Below are 17781 nucleotides of genomic sequence, written 5' to 3' on the forward strand. Positions count from 1 at the left end.
CAATGAAAACACAGACCCGTCAGATCATCAAAATATTGCTTCTGGCCGCCTTTGCACACACTGCCCAGGCACAAACCGGCGACTGCAAATTTGCAGACGCCGATGCCCTGAAAAACTACCTCAAGCCGGGCAAGAGGACGAAACCGCTGATTATGGCACATCAGGGCGGCACCGAAGACGGTTTTCCCGGCAACAGCATGGCTACCTTCGAACGCACCTATTCCAAGGTACCCTGCGTGCTGCTGGAAATTGACGTCCGCGCTACCGCCGACAGTTTACTTGTAATTTCCCATGACGACGATCTTGCCCTGAAGACCAATGGCAAAGGATTGCTCAGCAAAAAGAAGTGGAAGGACATCAGCAGACTGAGGCTAAAAGATCCCAAAGGTTCTATGACGGAGCACGCGATTCCGACATTCCAGGAAGTTTTGAATTGGTCGGCAGGCAAGCATCTGATCCTTATCATCGATAAAAAACCAGAAACCAGCATTATAAGGACTATCCAGATGCTACAAGGGACCGGCAACCTTTACAAATCGGTTTTGATCTGCTACTCATTGAAGGAAGCGCAACTGGCGCATAAACTTGCACCTCAGCTCATGCTCGCAGTGGGTTTCAACAGCCCTGAACACATCGACGCGGTAGAGCAGTCGGGCTTGCCATTCGAGCAGCTTCTGGCGCTGACGCCTCGGGAGTTACAGGACGGCTCGTTTTACCAGCGCATTCACGATCTGAGTGTAACTTCTTCGCTGGGCACGGATGGCAATATCGACACGTTGCAAACGACAGAATCAAAGCCACTATATCAAAAGATCTGGGAGTCGGGCGGGCCGGACATTATTTGTACCGACAATCCGATTTTAGTACAGAGTATTTTTTATAAAAAGGATTAAAACGAAACGACAGCACCCGTGATAATGCGGGCGCTGTCGTTAATCGCCGGTTTGGTTTATCCCTTCAGTTACAATTTCTAATAGTTTCCTTTATTGGGACTGGTTACTGCAAAATTCACATATTCCCCCGAAGTAACGTCGCCGTAATTCGTATTCTCATAATTGTTGTACCTTCCCAGCCAGATAGATCCCGACTCTCCGTTTATGCTGTGGTATTGCAAATTACTCAGCGACGAGCTGTATCCTCCCTGTGCATTAGCCTGATTTAATTGTTTATTTACATTGACTACCCTGGGAGCATTACCGGTGTAAGGAGATGTGCATTGCTTATCATTAAAGAAATCCACGAAATAATCTGCCTCTTCATAATAATAAGAGGTTGTGCCGGAAGAATTTCCATCATAAGATATCTGGACTTTTCTGACCTTAGCATAAGGTGGGCCATAAATAGCTTTCGCAGTTTCTATATCTCCGGCCGATAACCAGTCGTTAGAAAAGATCCAAGAGTCATCAATTCTTCTTATGGTTGGAAGACCGTTGGTACTGAACGATAAGGAATGGTAAAGCATTACAGAACTAAAGTCAAAGGCCCCAAAATGAAATCCCGGCTTTCCCAGCGCTGTATAAGTTCTGAACTGATCCCTGATATAATCATCATTTGGTAAGTTTTCAAAAAGCACTTCCACGAAGTTGCCAGCATCTGCCCTGCTTTGTTCGTGATAGAAACCAATGGCATGACCGATTTCATGAATCGCGCTTCTAGTTGTACAGTTATCTCCTAGTTTGACTTCCTGACGCCCCCCTATTTGCCCGACAAAGGACGAGCATTCATCATCACCTGCATCCACAAACTCAATGTAATTGCTTTGATTTGTTCTGACTTGAAAATCGAGCGTTGTCGAAGATTCCCAATGGCTAATTGCGTTTGTAACCCTTTGCTGGTTCGGTAGTGAAGAATTGATCGTGTAATACACGATCCCCGATGGCCAGTGCCTTGTAAAGTCCGAGGTTGCCGTCCGGGCGTTCTTATCCCCTCTTAATTGCGCTACTTGCTCGTCAGATAAGAGGATATCTCCCATCATGACATAAGTGTTATTAACCTTTCTTACAAAAACATCTTCACCGTTATATTTGAATTTAACGGTCTCTCCTTTTTCTCCCGGAAAAGCTTGATCAGGTTGTTTCCTTGACACCAGGCCTTCATTTTTTGTCTTTTCAATAGACAACTCTCGATCTTTTTCACAGCAGAATAATGCAATACCCAAGACAACCGAGAAGCAAACTTTCAATACTGATTGGAAAAATAATGTCTTCATAGCAGTTAGTTAGTTTAAAATAATCCCCTGTTCACTATCAAATATATTGAACAAATATAAATCAAACTAATACTACGAAGCTTACCGAATTATATTAATAATTTATTAACATGGTAATTAAATCAACCGAATGAAGGAACTAGCCATTTGCGTTCCGATTTGTCGCGCTACAAACCATTATAACCAATTTATGAAACTCATAGACCCGCAAAACAATAACTAATACGGGATAATCGTCAATAGGTGTGAATAGTATTAACAAAAAGAGGTACCCTATCGGGCACCTCTTTTCTGTTTCCAATCTTTATTTATATACCGCTTAAAACAAATATCGAACGCCCACTAGCATGCTCCATGTTGTGGAGGTAGTAGTAACATCCCTGAAGACTTTGTCAGGCAATACAGTTTTGCCACCTACCTGAACAGCGTTCATCGTAAAATTAGGAACGCCATCAGACGTCACGCTTGCGCGACGAAGCGGCATATTGGCACCGGATATAATTTCCTGACGAACGCCCCAATCCGAATTGAGGAGGTTACCGACATTAAGAATATCCACACTCAACTGAAGTGTATGTTTCGTATTTCCGATATTTGTAAAGATATCCTGCAAGAATTTAAAATCGAAACGATTTAGCCAGGGCATCAGGTCGCCATTACGCGCTGCATATTTACCCCGATTTTTGTCCAGATAGGAGTTACCCTTTATATATGCTTCAAAGGCGTCACGTTGCTGTTCAGCGCTGAATGTTACGCCACTTACAGTAGAATTGACAAAGTTAAGTTCAGAAGCATTCTTCGGAATATACAACATATCTGCTCCAATGGCATCACCATTCAAATCTCCGTTATACGTGTAGGAAAGTCGTCCCTGATTTGCGCCATTATAGTACAATGAAACAGTAGACGCCAGGTGGTTTGCGTATTCGATACGATAGGAAACCGTACCAATCAATCTATGAGGAAGAGCCCCTTCAGAGCTGTACAAATTCAGGTCGTTCGGGTTATTGATGTTTGGTGTTGCTCCCCATGCCGAGCTCGCATTGGATCCAAGGTTATCCGTTGTGGTCTTAGCCGAAGTATGGGAATAGTACAACGAACCATAAAATCCGCGTCTGGCCTGCATTGTCAACCCAATGGTTGCATTGATCGAATGTCCCTTAGAAGTGTTGGTCAATACACTCACCGAGTTAGCACCGATTTTACTGTTATATTGGTAAGAAGCGGTGTTCGGATAAAACTCGCGGTTATCACCGCTGTAATTCATTGTTTGAGTGGCGGCCTTACGGTTAGCTCCAAATTGGTACACCGCCTGAATATCCTTCGTATAAATTACATCACCTGTAATCGCAAACGGTGTTCCTGGAATTTTGTAGTCAGCACCAAAACTTGTCCGCCAGATCTGGGGCATTTTGAAATTCTGATCAACAAGGGCCAGGGTACTCGGCAGCCCCGCACGCGGATTTTTAATAAAGACATCTTTTGCACTTTCAGGAGTATTGTTCAACCAATAATATTTGTCGGGTTGAAAACGGATATCACCAATCCAGGGAGCCGATGCTGCGTAACTTCCAGGTTCAACGGTGTTCTGGATCACTCCAAGGTTGGACGGCATGTTCGTCAACCAAACAAACGGGACACGGCCGGCGAAAATACCGGTACCCCCGCGAAAGACAAGTGAATTATCGCCTTTGACATCCCATCTGAAACCTACACGCGGTGAAAGCATTACACGCGTCTTAGGCCATGAACCTGTGTCATATGTACGGACAGCTCCGCCCACTCCCAACAACTTGAGTGTGTCGACAGTGGTGTTCGGAGTAAGGTCATTCAGGAATACCGGCATTTCTGCTCTGATACCCGCGGTTAAAGTAAAACGTTCAGAGATGTCGAATTTATCCTGAATGTAAACGGATGGCAGCCCGTATTTAATAGGAGCATAAGGATCCTGGCCCTCATACGGGTATGTAAGCGCAAACTGCAACGGTGCCTCCTCGTTAGGCGTTCCAGTGGCAAGAAATTCCTCCACAGAAGCATAACGATAGTAAGATGTCCCATTGCGGAGGTATCTGTTTCCAAATTTTTGCATTTCGAAACTCGCTCCTGCCGTAAAATTATGCTTGCCCACAACATAGGTAAGGTTGTTGGTGACAATGAAGTTGTCATTCAGGACGTCATTCCCGTAAGTAAACAACTCGTAACCCGCGCTGATATAATTCTGGTAGGTGGTCACACCGGGCTTTCTGAGGCTGTCTCCCGCGAAACCAATGTCAATCATCGGAAATTCGGAACTTGGGGAGCTACGTGTCGCCTGGATACGGCTATATGTAGCCAGGAACTGGTTCGAAAGTCGCGGAGTAATTTCGCTGTTCAACTCGGCGGTGATCGAACGCACAATGTTTTTAGTAGAATACATTGTATTTGCGAACGACATCGAAAGCGAGCTTACACGCCCCGTTTCGAACGGCGTACGAGGATATGCGCCCGAGTTAGCATTCACTAGCGAAGGCGCCGAGCTTTCTACCTGATTATAGCGAACAGCTAACTTATTTTTTGCATTAATGTTCCAGTCAATACGTGCCAAAAATGAAGTTGTTTTCTCACTGTTGTCATTGGCATAATTCTCGTAAGCACCCGGATCGTACCCCCATTGATTTATAAGATGGTTGCGTACCGCTTCGAGATCCGCTCTTTTGGTTCTCGAAATATTTTTACCCGGATCGGCTACCCCATTTTCCGAAGCCTGCCATAAGTTGACTGCACCTACCCCTGAGCCGGTCTTTTTAATATGCTCCGCATTGACAAAAAAGAACAGTTTATTTTTAACAAGCGGCCCGCCCAACCTGAAACCGAGCGTCTGGCTGGTAGCATCAGGACGTGTAATGTCCTCACCATTTACTTTCTTTCCCTGTAAATCCTGGTTGCTAAAAAATCCGTACGCCGACCCTGTGAATTTATTGGTTCCGCTTCGGGTAACAGCATTGATACCTGCCCCGGAAAAACCGCTCTGCCTTACATCAAATGGAGCGATATTAACCTGTATTTCCTCAATAGCGTCAATAGACAAGCCTCCTCCACCGGGAAGGGGGTTATCATTTAGTCCAAAACCATTGTTGAAATTGGCACCATCTACCTGAAAGTTGTTGTAGCGGCCATCGCGTCCGCCAAAACTGTTTCCCCCATTGGACTGTGGGCTAAGACGGGTAAAATCGGAAATGCTCCTGGTCACAGTTGGCAATGTGCGCAATTGCTCCGTATTAATGGACGTAGCTGCACCGGTTCGCTCCCCGTTGAACAATTGCCCTGCGTTTGAAGTAACTACGACTTCTTCCAATTGCGTGCCACCCTCTTTGAGTGAAATATTGGCACTCGCCGCAGCTCCGAGTTCAGCAAAGATGTTTGTTCTGCTTTGCTCATTGAAACCAACGTATGTTACGGTGATTTTGTAGGGGCCTCCAATGCGGACGGAAGGGAAGGTGTACTTGCCTGCCTCGGTTGTGACGGTACCGTAAGTCGTACCTGAGGGCTCATGGATGGCAGTCACTGTGGCCCCGGGCAGATATTCGCCGCTGGCATCTGTAACAAAGCCGTTGATTGACGAAGTGGTCACCTGCCCAAATATATCGGCACTGATCGACAAACAAAATAGTAACATCGCGGCTGTAAAAGCCCTGAGAAGTAAACTTTTCCCGTTCATAAATTTGGTGATTTGGTTTGTGAGATTACTAGCGAATTAATTCGCATACGGATGAATAATTATTGCAAAATAATAGCTTTTTATAATTACAAGCAAAAATCTAAATCCTACTAAAATGCAATACTAATCCCCGTAACTAGCTGATTTGTTGAAATAATACATATTTGTAAACCAATAATTCAATATTTCTTGTTTTACCAAATCGTTAAAAAAAGAAGGGATGCTTGGAGCGACTCGAGAGGCCACTTTGAGGGAGAAAAAAGATTATTTATCTATTTATTCGAAGCAATTATTATACCAAAAGGTAACCGGTGTTAACATATTGTTAAGCATAAGCCGTCCCGGTTTTTTTTCCTTACCGAAAATACTTGCAACCTTTGCATAGTCTACTATCGCGCAGAAAAGTGGCGAGATATTCGCTGCGAGCGGACGATACTACCTTTCTAAACATTATGCAACTTAACTTCAAACAGATAGGACAAACAGGCAAGCCGCTAATCATCCTTCACGGTGTTTTTGGCTTCCTCGACAATTGGCTGACGATCGGCAAGCACATAGCTGAGCAAGGTTACCGCGTTTACCTTGTCGACCAACGTAATCACGGGCGCTCACCGCATGAGGCCCCACTCGACTTTCCAACATTAGCGGCCGATCTGAAGGAATTCCTGGATCAGCAAAATATCGGATCACCAATCCTCCTCGGCCACTCGATGGGTGGGAAAACAGTAATGGAATATGCCGTGACACACCCGGGCACTTTCGACGCGCTGGTGGTGGTCGACATCGGCCCAAAGGCCTACCCTATTCACCACACCAAAATCCTAAAAGGCCTGAATGCGATCCCGATTGACCAGATCGAAAGCCGCAACCAGGCAGATGAGATCCTGAGCGAGTACGAGCCACTGCTGAGTGTGCGACAATTTCTGTTGAAAAACCTGTACAGAACGGAAGAAGGTGGTTTTGCGTGGCGCTTTAACGTGCCTTTGCTGACGACCAGCATGGCGAATGTGGGCGCGCAGATCAAATCAGATTCAACAGTAGAAACACCGACATTATTTATGCGCGGTGCCAGTTCGAATTATATTCTGGATGAGGACATGGAAGGCATTCTTGATTTGTTCCCGAATGCACAATTGAAAACGATAGAGGGAGCAGGGCACTGGGTGCAGGCCGAACAGCCAAAAGCATTTGTCAGCACCCTGCTGGAATTCTTGAATGAAGCTATCTGACGTATTTCATCCTGGGTGAGGCGCATGTGCCTATAATGAGCTGGTCGTCGTTCCAGGATATTTCCCAGGTTGGGCAAGTGATACAGTTCATCAACTCACACTGGGGGTTATTGGGTAATACAGTTTGCGGCTTTACATCCAGCAACTGTCCGTTGATGATAAGCGTCGCTGGTGCACAGCAGCGTGGTGTTCCGTCAGCATTGAGAACAACGCCGTCATTGCGGAAAATCAATGAATCCGATTTTGCAGCGGCAACGGGCTCCCAGGTGCTTTTATTATCCAGTGAGGATGTTTCAACTTCAATGGCATGCCACGGACCCGCAATGGTCTTGAATACAGCTCCAAACTGCATCGGGTCGTCGGCGCTCTCTTTTTTACAAGACAATAACCACACCAGGACCAGTGGTATGTATAACAGTCTTTTCATACTTATTAAATAATTTTATTTATTCCGTAGATTCACAATCCGGCCTTTTGGTTGGAAAGGAATAAAAAAATGCGAAGCCTATGAATGATTCCGGGATTTCCCTGTACTTAATCCCCACCATACTGGCGGAAGGCACACAAAACCATGTCCTTCCGCCACAAATAAAAGATGCCGTGCAGCACCTGGATGTTTTCTTTGTGGAAAACGTACGCACGGCAAGACGTTTCATCACCAGCCTCAGACTCGGCAAGATTATCGACGAGCTGACGTTCATCGAACTCAATAAAGACACTCCGGAAAGCGAAACATTTACAGCGCTGCGAAATCTGTCGAAAAGCGCCGGTGTCATTTCGGAGGCCGGATGCCCCGGCGTCGCCGACCCTGGTGCGGTAGCCGTGCGCATTGCCCACGAACTGGGGATTCGCGTTATGCCATTGGTGGGGCCATCGTCCATTCTGCTGGCATTAATGGGATCAGGAATGAGTGGTCAGTCGTTTGCCTTCCACGGCTATCTTCCGATCGACAAGGTGCATCGCAAGAAAACCCTGCAAAACCTGGAAAGGAATGCCCGCCAGTATCAACAGACCCAGATCTTCATGGAAACGCCTTTCCGGAATAACCAACTACTCGAAGCCGTGATCGAAGCCTGCTCGCCCGAACTCGCATTATGCATTGCGGCAAATGTGACAGCGCCCGATGAGTCTATCAGGACAATGCCTGTAAAAATTTGGAAGTCAGCGAAGCCGGATTTGCACAAAATCCCGACAATTTTCCTGATCGGATAGGCTCTTATCGAATGCTGTCTTAATTTTACCGGCTTCAAGCGGGAAAGATATTGACCAATCTTTCGTTCTTTTTTGAAAACTGTCATTTACATTGAGAAAATATATTCTGATCGCCATTCTGACGGCCGCGGGGCTGTGGAGCTGTAACGAAGACAGTCTCGACGCCGCGATTACAGTCGATTCCAACTTTCAATCCGGAACAAGTGGTGAAAACGGCTGGGAGGCTGGCTTCGCAGGATATGCCACTACGGCAGATTCGAGCCAATTGGATACCGTGGCAGCCATAGCGTTGTTACCCCGCGGCCTCGATACCACACAATACGGCTACCGCATCCTGTCCAGATACTCGAAAGGGAATATGTTCAGCTACGTCAAAAAGCGGGTAACCGGTTTCACGCCGAATGGATCCTATGAAATGACACTCCAGGTGGACCTGGCGACCAATTCCAGCGCCGACAGCGCGAAAAGTGTGGTCGACCAGGTGACTTTCAAAGCGGGCGTATCCATTGCTGAGCCGCTCACAAAACTGGTTTCGGGCGTTTATACATTTAATCTCGACAAAGGCACCGGAAAACAGGCTGGTAAAGACGTCTTACTTTCCGGAAGCATCGCCAGCACAAATGCCGACAAACGCTACTACACCTTATTGAGGTATTCCAATGACGGACAACCCGTTACGGTTACCGCTAATAACAAGGGCGAACTGTGGTTCTTTGCAGGGACGGATTCGGACTATAAGGATACGACTATTTTCTACTACGACCGCATTATTGCCCGGTTCAAAGAACTGTAAGGTGTTTTGTAAATTCGCCTCCGTTCATTAATCCACATAACCCTAACGGAATGGTACAGGTACAAACATTTGTTTTTAATCCATTTTCTGAAAATACCTATTTGCTTCACGACGAAACAGGTCAGGCAATCATTATAGATCCGGGCTGCTACGACAGATCAGAAGTGAATATACTTACCGCTTATGTGGAACAGCATGGCCTGAAACCCGTTCAGATCGTGAACACGCATGCGCATATCGACCACGTACTAGGCGTGGCTGCACTAAAACGGAAATACGACATTCCCTTCTCACTGCACGTGTTGGACGAGCCACTCCTGAAAGCCGTTAAAACCTACGCGTCCAATTACGGCTTTTCTGCATTCGAAGAACCTGAAATCGACCACTTTATCAAGGAAGGCGAAAATATTGAGTTTGGCAATACATCCCTGAAAATCATATTTGTGCCGGGGCACGCGCCGGGGCATGTGGCATTTGTAAATGACGGGGACAAATTTGTGATCGGCGGCGACGTCCTGTTCCGCATGAGCATCGGACGCACCGATCTGCCTGGCGGCGACCATGCTACTTTGCTGAACAGCATCCGGCAGCAGCTCTTCACATTACCCGACGATTACACCGTCTACGCCGGTCATATGGATGCGACGACCATCGGTTTTGAAAAAAGAAATAACCCATTCTTCAAATAACGCCTTATGATCCGTCGCAATATCCCCAATGCCCTCACCTGCGGAAACCTGCTCTGTGGGTGTATTGGTGTGGTAGAGGCATTTCACAATAACCTGCTTCTCTCCTGTCTGCTGATCGGCGTCGCGCTGGTCTTTGATTTCCTGGACGGTTTCATTGCCCGCCTGCTTAAAGTAACCTCGCCAATTGGCCGAGATCTGGACTCACTGGCCGACGTGGTTACATTTGGCGTGCTGCCTTCCATCATCGTTTATCAGATGCTGATGCAAAGCATTCCCGATCTTTTCGGTATATGGAAAGCTTACCCGGCATTCATTATCGCCATATTTTCGGCCATCCGCCTCGCCAAGTTCAACAACGACCCCCGGCAGTCCGATTCATTCATTGGCGTGCCCACACCGGCAAATGCTATGTTGATGGCTTCGTTACCATGGATTGTGCATATTGAAGGTGGCGTTTGGAAAGACATTATTATTAACACAAATAACCTGTTGATCCTAAGTGCGGTAATGTCATATGCCCTGGTAATGGAGCTTCCACTGATTGCACTCAAATTCAAGAGTTTCGGATGGAAGGGTAATGAGGCGCGATTCATTTTAATCGGCCTGACCGTTGTTTTACTCGCTACCTTGAAAGTTCTGGCCATACCTGCTATACTAATCCTGTACATCCTACTTTCCTTGGGGGATAACATCAGGAAAAAACGGGCGTGAATTGCTTACCAGCACTTTTTATTGCATTTTTGTAGCTTTTTCGGCAACGCATGTTGCTTATACATATCAGTTTAGCATTAAAAACCATTCTTAGATGTCTTTGAACTCCGACAGTTTTGAACAGTCCTCAATAGCATGACATTTTCCCGCATTACCGGCTTAGGCTTTTACGTCCCGGACAATATCATTACAAATAACGACCTAAAACAATGGATGGACACATCCGATGAATGGATCCAGGAACGTACCGGCATCAGGGAGCGTCGCTATTTCGAATATGGCAAGGACACTAATTACAGCATGGCCGCCGCCGCGTCGCGCCAGGCATTGGAACGGGCCGGGCTTACGCCGAATGATATAGATGTGATCGTGTACGCCACCATCACACCCGACTATTTTTTCCCGGGCTCGGCATTTCTGATGCAGCGTGAGCTGGGGATGGATGGTAAGCCGGTGATTGATATCCGTGAACAATGCTCGGGCTTTGTGTATGCGCTTTCCATTGCCGATCAGTTCATCAAGTCGGGGATGTACAAAACTGCGCTGGTGGTCGGTTCGGAAATACAGTCGTCGTGGATCGACAAGAGCACCGCCGGACGTAATACAGCGGTGATCTTCGGCGATGGTGCGGGAGCTGCGGTTGTATCTGCGACTGACGATCCACAACATTGTATATTATCTACACACCTTCATGCCGACGGGCGCTTCGCGGAGGAGCTTTATGTGAAAGATCCGGGAAGCAGCCGGAAAGGTCGTCCGGTAAGTCAGGAGGTAATTGACTCGGGCGGACATAATGTCTTCATGAATGGCAATGCGGTTTTCAAACATGCGATCGTACGGTTCGGAGAGGTGATCCAGGAGGCGTTGCGGGCAAATGGCTACACAGCGAACGACATTGATCTCCTTGTTCCGCATCAGGCCAATATCCGCATCAGCGACTATGTACGCCAGCAATTGGGCCTTGATGAATGCCAGGTAATCAACAACTTACAACGTTTTGGAAACACAACTGCTGCCTCGATCCCCATTGCATTGGCGGAAGCCTGGGAGACAGGAAGAGTACAACCCGGGAATCTGGTCTGCCTTGCAGCGTTCGGAAGTGGGTTTACATGGGCATCGGCTTTGATCAGATGGTAGAAAGCGGACTAGAATTGTCCGGTCGACAGCATTACCAATGTGCACCCCTCTATTGGTATGATATTTTTATCGATTAAAATATCCTTAAATTCAGGATTCTCTGTACCAGGGTTGAAGATAACGCGTTTAGGATTTAGAGAAACAATGTACTCGTAATATTCAGGTTGGTGGCTCGGATTGATATACAATGTGACGGTATCTACGTCTTTCCAGTCAGTTTTGTCTGTGTTGATTTCTTCTCCTAATGCAAAACCTTTCCTGCGTCCTAAGAGCAATGTGGGATGACCGTAATGCCTGAGTTTTTGTGCCGCCAGGTAAGCGTATCTGGAAGGGTTGGGAGTCGCTCCGATTATGAGTGTTCGTTTCATGCCAATTCAATTTAATAGATAACTAAGGGCTTTACGCGGCACCGGCCGTCGCGGTTCGACCGCCGCCCCTCACACACTTTTGAAACACCAAAAGATCGTTCCCGCGTTCACATGGGACGGTCGGAATTACAGCTGTGCGACATTAAGAACCTATAATAATAGCTTTTATCAAAATGAATGAATCAAATGTAAGCCGGAGCTTCTGGAACGAAAAGTGGGCAAGAATTAAATTCGACGAGATCGAGAACGCTCCCCATTACGAAGTGTCCAACTATGGAAGGTTAAAAAGTTTTCAGAACAATCCTAAGGAAGGTGCCGTCATCAAAGGGTCCGTCATTCAGGGTTACAGATCACTGAACATCCGCGTTTCAGGCGGCAAGACCATCAATCGTTATGTGCACAAGCTGGTGGCAGAGCACTTTGCGGAAAAGCTTGATGCAGACCACAACTTCGTGATCCACCTGGATTTCGATAAACAAAACAATTACTACGAAAACCTGAAATGGGTTACAAAAACGGAAATGATTGATCATAACCGGGAAAACCCCGCATTTATCAATCGGGTTATTCCGCGGCGCACCAAGAATTACAAGCTAACTGAAAGCAAAGTGCGGATCATCAAAAAGCTTTTGAAGAACGATAACAACCGTCTTAAAATGATTGCGAAGCAGTTTGGGATTACACATACCCAACTCAACCGTATCCGTTCAGGAGAGAATTGGAAGCATGTAACTGTTGAAGATTAATCAAAATACTTAATTGAGTTTTTCAGCGGCGAAAACCGTATAACCGCTGCCGTTCGCACCCTCTTCAAAGTCAACCGACACGCCGATTACGTACATGAGATGGCGCTTGTCTATTAATACCTTAATTCCTTCGATAAGGTATGTCTGGTCGTGCTCTGTGGCTGTGTCGAACCCGAGCAGAAACGAACCGCTGCACGCGCCCCCTCTCAAACCTACTCTTAGCCCATAGGTATCCGGGATTTTATTGGCTTCCAAAGTCGATCTGATTTCAAGTTGTGCCTTTTCGGTCAATTGAATCGGGTTATCCATCCTGCTCATTATTCTTGATTGCGATACCACAGTAAACGCAAACTTCTGCTGTTCGATTCGCGTTTTCAAATAAATATCTGCCAAATGCAGCTAATCCTTTAATTTTGTGCCTCGTTTTGGCATAAAATTACCATTTCACACCATGGAATACATCTGGGTCCTGACCATTCTAATACTCGGCGTCATCGTCACTTTCGGTATTTATCTTACCATTACGACCGTCGCCAACAAGATTTTTGAAAAGCAGCGTTGGGACATCCGCAGCAAAAATATCGAGATCACACTGCCGTTGCGTTTGCAGGCATATGAGCGCATGTGTCTGTTTCTGGAACGTATTACCCCTAATAACCTGTTACTTCGTCTGGCACCTTCGGCAATGAGCTCGCTGGAATTGCAACAAATCATCCTGCATGAAATCCGGGAAGAATACAACCATAATGTGGCACAGCAACTGTACATCAGTAGCCATGCCTGGGAACAGATCGTGAATGCGATGAATGAGACCGTGGCGGTGATAAACCAGGCCGCGGCGGAAGTCGGCGGGGAAAATCCTCCTGCCGACCTTGCCAAAAAGATTTTCTCCTACGTGATCGACAAGGAAGTGCAACCAACCACGCACGCGTTGAAGGTTTTGAAGGAGGAGATTCGGAATGTATTTTAGGGTCTTCGGCCGACCATGGGCGATAGACCAAGCAGCTGACCATTGAATGTTTTGTAAATGCCGGAGCCGATTCACAAGCTACTAATGCCCACAATAATCTATGGTCGATGGTCCGCGGGCCATGGTCGGAAATTTAACATCAACAACATCCAAGCCAGCAGCTAACCGCCGCCGGCCAACAAAAATAACAATGCTTTACCCCAATACATTAGAACAAAAACTGGGTTTCGATAAGTTACGGGATCGATTAAAGGAGCTTTGTATCAGCTCTTTGGGCCAGAACTATGTGGAGAAGATCCGGTTTTCCGAAAACTTCGGCATGGTTGAGAAGCTCGTGAGCCAGACCGCCGAAATGCAACGCATCCTGGAATTAGGCGAGAATTTTCCGTCACAGAACTATATCGATGCCACACCATATTTAAGGAGAGCTTCAATTGAAGGAATGCTGCTGACGCAGCCAGAGTTTTCGGATCTAAAAGTGTCGCTGCTGACCATTCGGCTTTGCCTGCGCTTTTTTGAAAGCCAGGAGGCTGATGCATTCCCGATTTTAGGGGAATATGCCAAGACGATCAGGGTTGAAAAGGCGGTAACAGATGCCATCGACCGCATTATCGACGACCGGGGGCAGATTCGCGACTCGGCGTCACCTGAATTGTCGCGCATTCGCAAGCGGCTGATATCTGAGCAGGCAGGCATTCGCAAAAAGCTCGACACCATCCTGAAATCGGCCAGAAGCAACGGCTGGATCGGTGATGATGTGTCACTGACTGTCCGGAACGGTCGCATGGTTATTCCCGTTGCTGCCGAACATAAACGCAAGCTGCGCGGGTTTATCCACGACGAATCGGCTACTGGCCAAACTGTGTTCATCGAACCGACGGATGTTTTTGAATCCAACAACGAGATCCGCGAACTCGAATACGAGGAACGTCGCGAGATCAACCGCATTCTGCTCGAACTGACAGCCTATATCCGACCGTTTGTCCCCGATTTACAGAAAGCTTACGGCTTCCTGGGGCTGATGGATTTCCTCCGTGCGAAAGCCCGGTTGGCCGGTGAAATGGGCGCCATCAACCCACCGTTTGAAAACCGGCAATTTATCGACTGGCGCGAGGCGCGGCACCCGCTCCTGCATTTGTCGTTCCAGAAGCAGGGTAAGAAGGTAGTCCCGCTGAATATCGAATTACAGGAAAAGCATCGCATTCTGATCGTTTCCGGGCCAAATGCCGGTGGTAAATCCGTGGCTTTGAAAACCGTCGGGCTCGTTCAGTATATGTTTCAATGCGGCTTGCTGGTACCGATGCAGGAAGGATCTTCGATGGGCTTTTTCCAAAATATTTTCATTGATATCGGTGATGAACAATCTTTGGAAAATGACCTGAGTACATACAGTTCGCACTTAACCAATATGCGCCATTTCCTTTCGATGGCTAACCGAAAAACACTGTTCCTGATCGACGAATTCGGTACGGGTACCGAGCCGGGCCTTGGTGGCGCTATCGCCGAAGCCATCCTCGAAAATCTGACTAAATCGGGCGCATTCGGGATGATTAACACGCATTATACCAATCTCAAAGTTCTTGCCGACAAAACGGAAGGACTGGTAAATGGGGCGATGCGCTTTGATGGAGAACATTTAGAACCGCTTTATCAACTGGAAATCGGCCGACCAGGCAGTTCGTTTGCATTTGAAATCGCTTCAAAAATTGGCTTGCCCATAGCGGTGGTGAACCGTGCGAAAGAGAAACTGGGCACACAGCAGGTGAATTTTGAAAAATTACTGAAAGAGCTCGATATCGAAAGGCGTGTTTTTTCAGAAAAAAATATCGAGATCGGTATCAAAGAACGGAAACTTACGAAGCAGCTCGCCGATTATACCGCATTAAAAGAGAAGCTCGACAATAACGAAAAGAAGATCGTTAATGAAGCCAAGCAAAAGGCCAAGAACCTGCTTTCGGACGCTAATCAGTTGATTGAAAATACCATTCGCGAGATTAAGGAAAACAAGGCGGAGAAGGAAAAGACCAAGACTGTCAGGACTAAGCTGGAAGACTTTGGCAAGACAAACCTGGCACTTGCAGAAGTAACCGAAACGCAGCCAACAGAAGAGGTATACGAACCGGAAGGCGGAGAGATCACTGCGGGAAGTTATGTCAAAATCAGCGGCCAGACGGCGATTGGTGAAGTAATTTCCGTGAAAGGGAAAGACGCCGAGATACGTATTGGTGACCTGAAATCGACTATCAAACTCAACCGGCTGGAAAAAGTATCTCGTAAAACCTACCGTGCCGCAACCGGAGAGAAAGGTATCAAAGCGGCATCCAAAGGCATAGATATGAACGAGCGAATGCTGAATTTTAGTTTTAACCTCGATATGCGGGGCAAACGTGGTGAAGAAGCGCTCGGGCTGGTCGATCAGTTTATGGATAATGCGATAATGCTCGGCTACGACGAGCTCCGCATCGTGCACGGCAAGGGCGATGGCATCCTGCGTACGCTTGTGAGAAACCACCTGCGCGGTTACAAGCAGGTAGCGGGCATGTACGACGAGCATGCCGACCGTGGCGGTGCAGGCGTAACGATCGTGAAGCTGAGGTAACGGGTTGAATATTTAGAAATGCAAAAAGGACGCCTAGTAGCGTCCTTTTTGCATTTACTATATCAGGTTGTCAGTGAACTGCCGCAGAAGAAGCAGATACTGTCTTACGTCCTTTCATCCAGAAATACAGGATTCCGAATGCCACGATCAGGAGCAAGGGGAACATAACCATCGTACTCAGCGTCGCTTGCCCGGCTGCCAGCTCCATTTCATCGCCGGTTAAACCTGCCGCCGCTTTCTCAGCTTTGGCATCATCCAGCCACTTACCGATAAACGGTTGCCAGATCGCTGTTGAGAACATTCCGACACCACCGACGATGGACATACCCAACGCACCGCTCAAAGGCACGTTCTGAGCCACGAAACCAATCATGGTTGGCCAGAACAACGCTACACCCATTGCGAAGATCACAGCAGCCGCATATGCCGCAGGGCCTGTCACTGTGCTGAACAGGTAAATACCTGCCGCCGCGAGGATCGAAGAACCCCAGAGAATACCGGTCTGTCCGATAGCCGCAACGATCGGGTGCGCGAAATAACGCGCAATCGCCATCAGACCGGTTACCAATGCCAGGATCAGCATCGGGCTTGCACCGCTTTTGCTCATGATCAGACCTGTCCATTGTTGCGGACCAAACTCGCTGATCGCCGTAAATGCCATGCAAACGAAAATAAAAATGAACAGCGGCGTAAACATTGCTTTCACATTCTCACCGATTGACGTTACACCATCCACGTGCGGTTTAGGAAATGCTTGTCCCCAGAAAAGATATGCGTAAATGAAAGTCGGGATGAGGATTATCCAGATTTGCGCCTGCCAGCCGAGGTTGGCGTCGGTCATAAATTTGGAGATCAAGCTACCTACTACGATACCGCCAGGGAACCACATGTGGAACCGGTTGAGCATTTTGCTCATTTGCAGCCCTGAATAGGAGTCGGCAATCATAGGGTTACAAGCAGCCTCAGTACAGCCGTTACCTACCCCGATAAGGAATGTAGAAATTAAAAGGCCGGTATAGCCACCCGAATAGATCGTCATGATAATACCAATCGCATGGCAAATGAATGCCACCTGCATGATAGTTTTTGGACCGATAGTGTGATACACGAGCCCTCCGATGATCATGGCCAACGGAAACCCGAAGAACCACATTGAGTTGATAAAGCCCAGTTGTTCTGCGCTGAGGTTGAACTCGGCGCCCAGCTGGGGCAGAATCCCTGCACGGATACTGAATGAGAATGCAGTGGTTATGAGCGCAAAACAACTTGCATTGAAGAGTCTTCCGCTGTTAACTGATTGGGTCATGTGACTTAAAGGTTTTATTATTTGAACTAGATGATTGATAACTTTGAGACACTGCTTTTATTCTAAGATTTTCACAAAAAAAACAAACTCCGGGGATTTCTACTGCTTTTCATTA

The 17781-nt window shown here is 47.1% G+C and carries 16 protein-coding genes; 10 read left to right on the forward strand and 6 right to left on the reverse strand.

Translation table 11 applies throughout. The features are described from left to right. Positions 1-2 precede the first annotated feature (2 nt). The gene (locus LZD49_RS21810) at positions 3-893 is read left to right on the forward strand and encodes a glycerophosphodiester phosphodiesterase family protein (RefSeq protein WP_234669793.1); all 891 of its coding nucleotides are present in this window, start codon (positions 3-5) and stop codon (positions 891-893) included. A 77-nt stretch (positions 894-970) separates the two neighbouring features. On the opposite strand, the gene LZD49_RS21815 is transcribed toward LZD49_RS21810, so the two are convergent. Both LZD49_RS21815 and LZD49_RS21820 read right to left on the reverse strand, forming a co-directional pair. After that, positions 971-2209, reverse strand: coding sequence for a M12 family metallopeptidase (locus tag LZD49_RS21815; RefSeq protein WP_234669794.1), 1239 nt, complete (start codon positions 2207-2209; stop codon positions 971-973). A 319-nt stretch (positions 2210-2528) separates the two neighbouring features. Next, positions 2529-5906 carry a carboxypeptidase-like regulatory domain-containing protein gene (locus LZD49_RS21820; RefSeq protein ID WP_234669795.1) on the reverse strand — a complete coding sequence of 1126 codons (3378 nt, stop codon included), beginning with the start codon at positions 5904-5906 and terminating at the stop codon, positions 2529-2531. 452 nt (positions 5907-6358) lie between these two features. On the opposite strand from LZD49_RS21820, the gene LZD49_RS21825 reads away from it, so the two are divergent. Continuing rightward, complete coding sequence (locus tag LZD49_RS21825) at positions 6359-7135, forward strand: alpha/beta fold hydrolase (RefSeq protein ID WP_234669796.1); 777 nt, start codon at positions 6359-6361, stop codon at positions 7133-7135. Here the strand turns inward: LZD49_RS21825 and LZD49_RS21830 are convergent. Beyond that, complete coding sequence (locus LZD49_RS21830; protein ID WP_234669797.1) at positions 7128-7562, reverse strand: hypothetical protein; 435 nt, start codon at positions 7560-7562, stop codon at positions 7128-7130. The genes LZD49_RS21825 and LZD49_RS21830 overlap by 8 nt on opposite strands. A gap of 80 nt (positions 7563-7642) precedes the next feature. Between LZD49_RS21830 and LZD49_RS21835 the strand changes: the two genes are divergently transcribed. From LZD49_RS21835 to LZD49_RS21855, 5 genes are all read left to right on the forward strand, one after another. Beyond that, positions 7643-8347, forward strand: coding sequence for an SAM-dependent methyltransferase (locus LZD49_RS21835; protein WP_234669798.1), 705 nt, complete (start codon positions 7643-7645; stop codon positions 8345-8347). A 91-nt stretch (positions 8348-8438) separates the two neighbouring features. Further along, on the forward strand, positions 8439-9140 hold the full coding sequence (locus LZD49_RS21840) for a hypothetical protein (RefSeq protein WP_234669799.1): 702 nt from the start codon (positions 8439-8441) through the stop codon (positions 9138-9140). A gap of 50 nt (positions 9141-9190) precedes the next feature. Next, complete coding sequence (locus tag LZD49_RS21845) at positions 9191-9829, forward strand: MBL fold metallo-hydrolase (RefSeq protein WP_234669800.1); 639 nt, start codon at positions 9191-9193, stop codon at positions 9827-9829. Positions 9830-9835: 6 nt separating this feature from the next. Continuing rightward, a complete protein-coding gene (gene pssA / locus LZD49_RS21850) occupies positions 9836-10540 on the forward strand; it encodes a CDP-diacylglycerol--serine O-phosphatidyltransferase (RefSeq protein ID WP_234669801.1) in 705 nt (234 codons plus the stop codon). Between the two features lie 135 nt (positions 10541-10675). Beyond that, positions 10676-11677 carry a 3-oxoacyl-ACP synthase III family protein gene (locus LZD49_RS21855; protein ID WP_234669802.1) on the forward strand — a complete coding sequence of 334 codons (1002 nt, stop codon included), beginning with the start codon at positions 10676-10678 and terminating at the stop codon, positions 11675-11677. Positions 11678-11685: 8 nt separating this feature from the next. Here LZD49_RS21855 and LZD49_RS21860 read toward each other — a convergent pair whose 3' ends face one another. Further along, positions 11686-12045, reverse strand: a complete 360-nt coding sequence (locus LZD49_RS21860) for a CoA-binding protein (RefSeq protein WP_234669803.1) — start codon at positions 12043-12045, stop codon at positions 11686-11688. A gap of 173 nt (positions 12046-12218) precedes the next feature. On the opposite strand from LZD49_RS21860, the gene LZD49_RS21865 reads away from it, so the two are divergent. After that, positions 12219-12791 (forward strand): HNH endonuclease, encoded by a 573-nt coding sequence (locus LZD49_RS21865; protein ID WP_234669804.1) that lies wholly within the window; start codon positions 12219-12221, stop codon positions 12789-12791. Between the two features lie 9 nt (positions 12792-12800). On the opposite strand, the gene LZD49_RS21870 is transcribed toward LZD49_RS21865, so the two are convergent. Next, on the reverse strand, positions 12801-13100 hold the full coding sequence (locus LZD49_RS21870) for an iron-sulfur cluster assembly accessory protein (RefSeq protein WP_234670100.1): 300 nt from the start codon (positions 13098-13100) through the stop codon (positions 12801-12803). A gap of 142 nt (positions 13101-13242) precedes the next feature. Here LZD49_RS21870 and LZD49_RS21875 point away from each other — a divergent pair, with 142 nt between their 5' ends. Together LZD49_RS21875 and LZD49_RS21880 are read left to right on the forward strand one after the other, a co-directional pair. Then, on the forward strand, positions 13243-13761 hold the full coding sequence (locus LZD49_RS21875; RefSeq protein ID WP_234669805.1) for a hypothetical protein: 519 nt from the start codon (positions 13243-13245) through the stop codon (positions 13759-13761). 190 nt (positions 13762-13951) lie between these two features. Beyond that, entirely contained in the window at positions 13952-16360 is a 2409-nt protein-coding gene (locus LZD49_RS21880) for an endonuclease MutS2 (protein WP_234669806.1), read from the forward strand. A 70-nt stretch (positions 16361-16430) separates the two neighbouring features. Here LZD49_RS21880 and LZD49_RS21885 read toward each other — a convergent pair whose 3' ends face one another. Beyond that, positions 16431-17666 carry an MFS transporter gene (locus tag LZD49_RS21885; protein ID WP_234669807.1) on the reverse strand — a complete coding sequence of 412 codons (1236 nt, stop codon included), beginning with the start codon at positions 17664-17666 and terminating at the stop codon, positions 16431-16433. Between the last annotated feature and the right edge of the window lie 115 nt (positions 17667-17781).

Origin of the sequence: Dyadobacter sp. CY261, from assembly GCF_021440085.1 — a bacterium.
GTDB lineage: Bacteria > Bacteroidota > Bacteroidia > Cytophagales > Spirosomataceae > Dyadobacter.

Bases quoted from the DNA above. Each gene is read 5' to 3' on its own strand.
- LZD49_RS21810 (WP_234669793.1), top strand. From the start codon at position 3: ATGAAAACACAGACCCGTCAGATCATCAAAATATTGCTTCTGGCCGCC.
- LZD49_RS21815 (WP_234669794.1), bottom strand. From the start codon at position 2,209: ATGAAGACATTATTTTTCCAATCAGTATTGAAAGTTTGCTTCTCGGTT.
- LZD49_RS21820 (WP_234669795.1), bottom strand. From the start codon at position 5,906: ATGAACGGGAAAAGTTTACTTCTCAGGGCTTTTACAGCCGCGATGTTA.
- LZD49_RS21825 (WP_234669796.1), top strand. From the start codon at position 6,359: ATGCAACTTAACTTCAAACAGATAGGACAAACAGGCAAGCCGCTAATC.
- LZD49_RS21830 (WP_234669797.1), bottom strand. From the start codon at position 7,562: ATGAAAAGACTGTTATACATACCACTGGTCCTGGTGTGGTTATTGTCT.
- LZD49_RS21835 (WP_234669798.1), top strand. From the start codon at position 7,643: ATGAATGATTCCGGGATTTCCCTGTACTTAATCCCCACCATACTGGCG.
- LZD49_RS21845 (WP_234669800.1), top strand. From the start codon at position 9,191: ATGGTACAGGTACAAACATTTGTTTTTAATCCATTTTCTGAAAATACC.
- pssA (WP_234669801.1), top strand. From the start codon at position 9,836: ATGATCCGTCGCAATATCCCCAATGCCCTCACCTGCGGAAACCTGCTC.
- LZD49_RS21855 (WP_234669802.1), top strand. From the start codon at position 10,676: ATGACATTTTCCCGCATTACCGGCTTAGGCTTTTACGTCCCGGACAAT.
- LZD49_RS21860 (WP_234669803.1), bottom strand. From the start codon at position 12,045: ATGAAACGAACACTCATAATCGGAGCGACTCCCAACCCTTCCAGATAC.
- LZD49_RS21865 (WP_234669804.1), top strand. From the start codon at position 12,219: ATGAATGAATCAAATGTAAGCCGGAGCTTCTGGAACGAAAAGTGGGCA.
- LZD49_RS21870 (WP_234670100.1), bottom strand. From the start codon at position 13,100: ATGGATAACCCGATTCAATTGACCGAAAAGGCACAACTTGAAATCAGA.
- LZD49_RS21875 (WP_234669805.1), top strand. From the start codon at position 13,243: ATGGAATACATCTGGGTCCTGACCATTCTAATACTCGGCGTCATCGTC.
- LZD49_RS21880 (WP_234669806.1), top strand. From the start codon at position 13,952: ATGCTTTACCCCAATACATTAGAACAAAAACTGGGTTTCGATAAGTTA.
- LZD49_RS21885 (WP_234669807.1), bottom strand. From the start codon at position 17,666: ATGACCCAATCAGTTAACAGCGGAAGACTCTTCAATGCAAGTTGTTTT.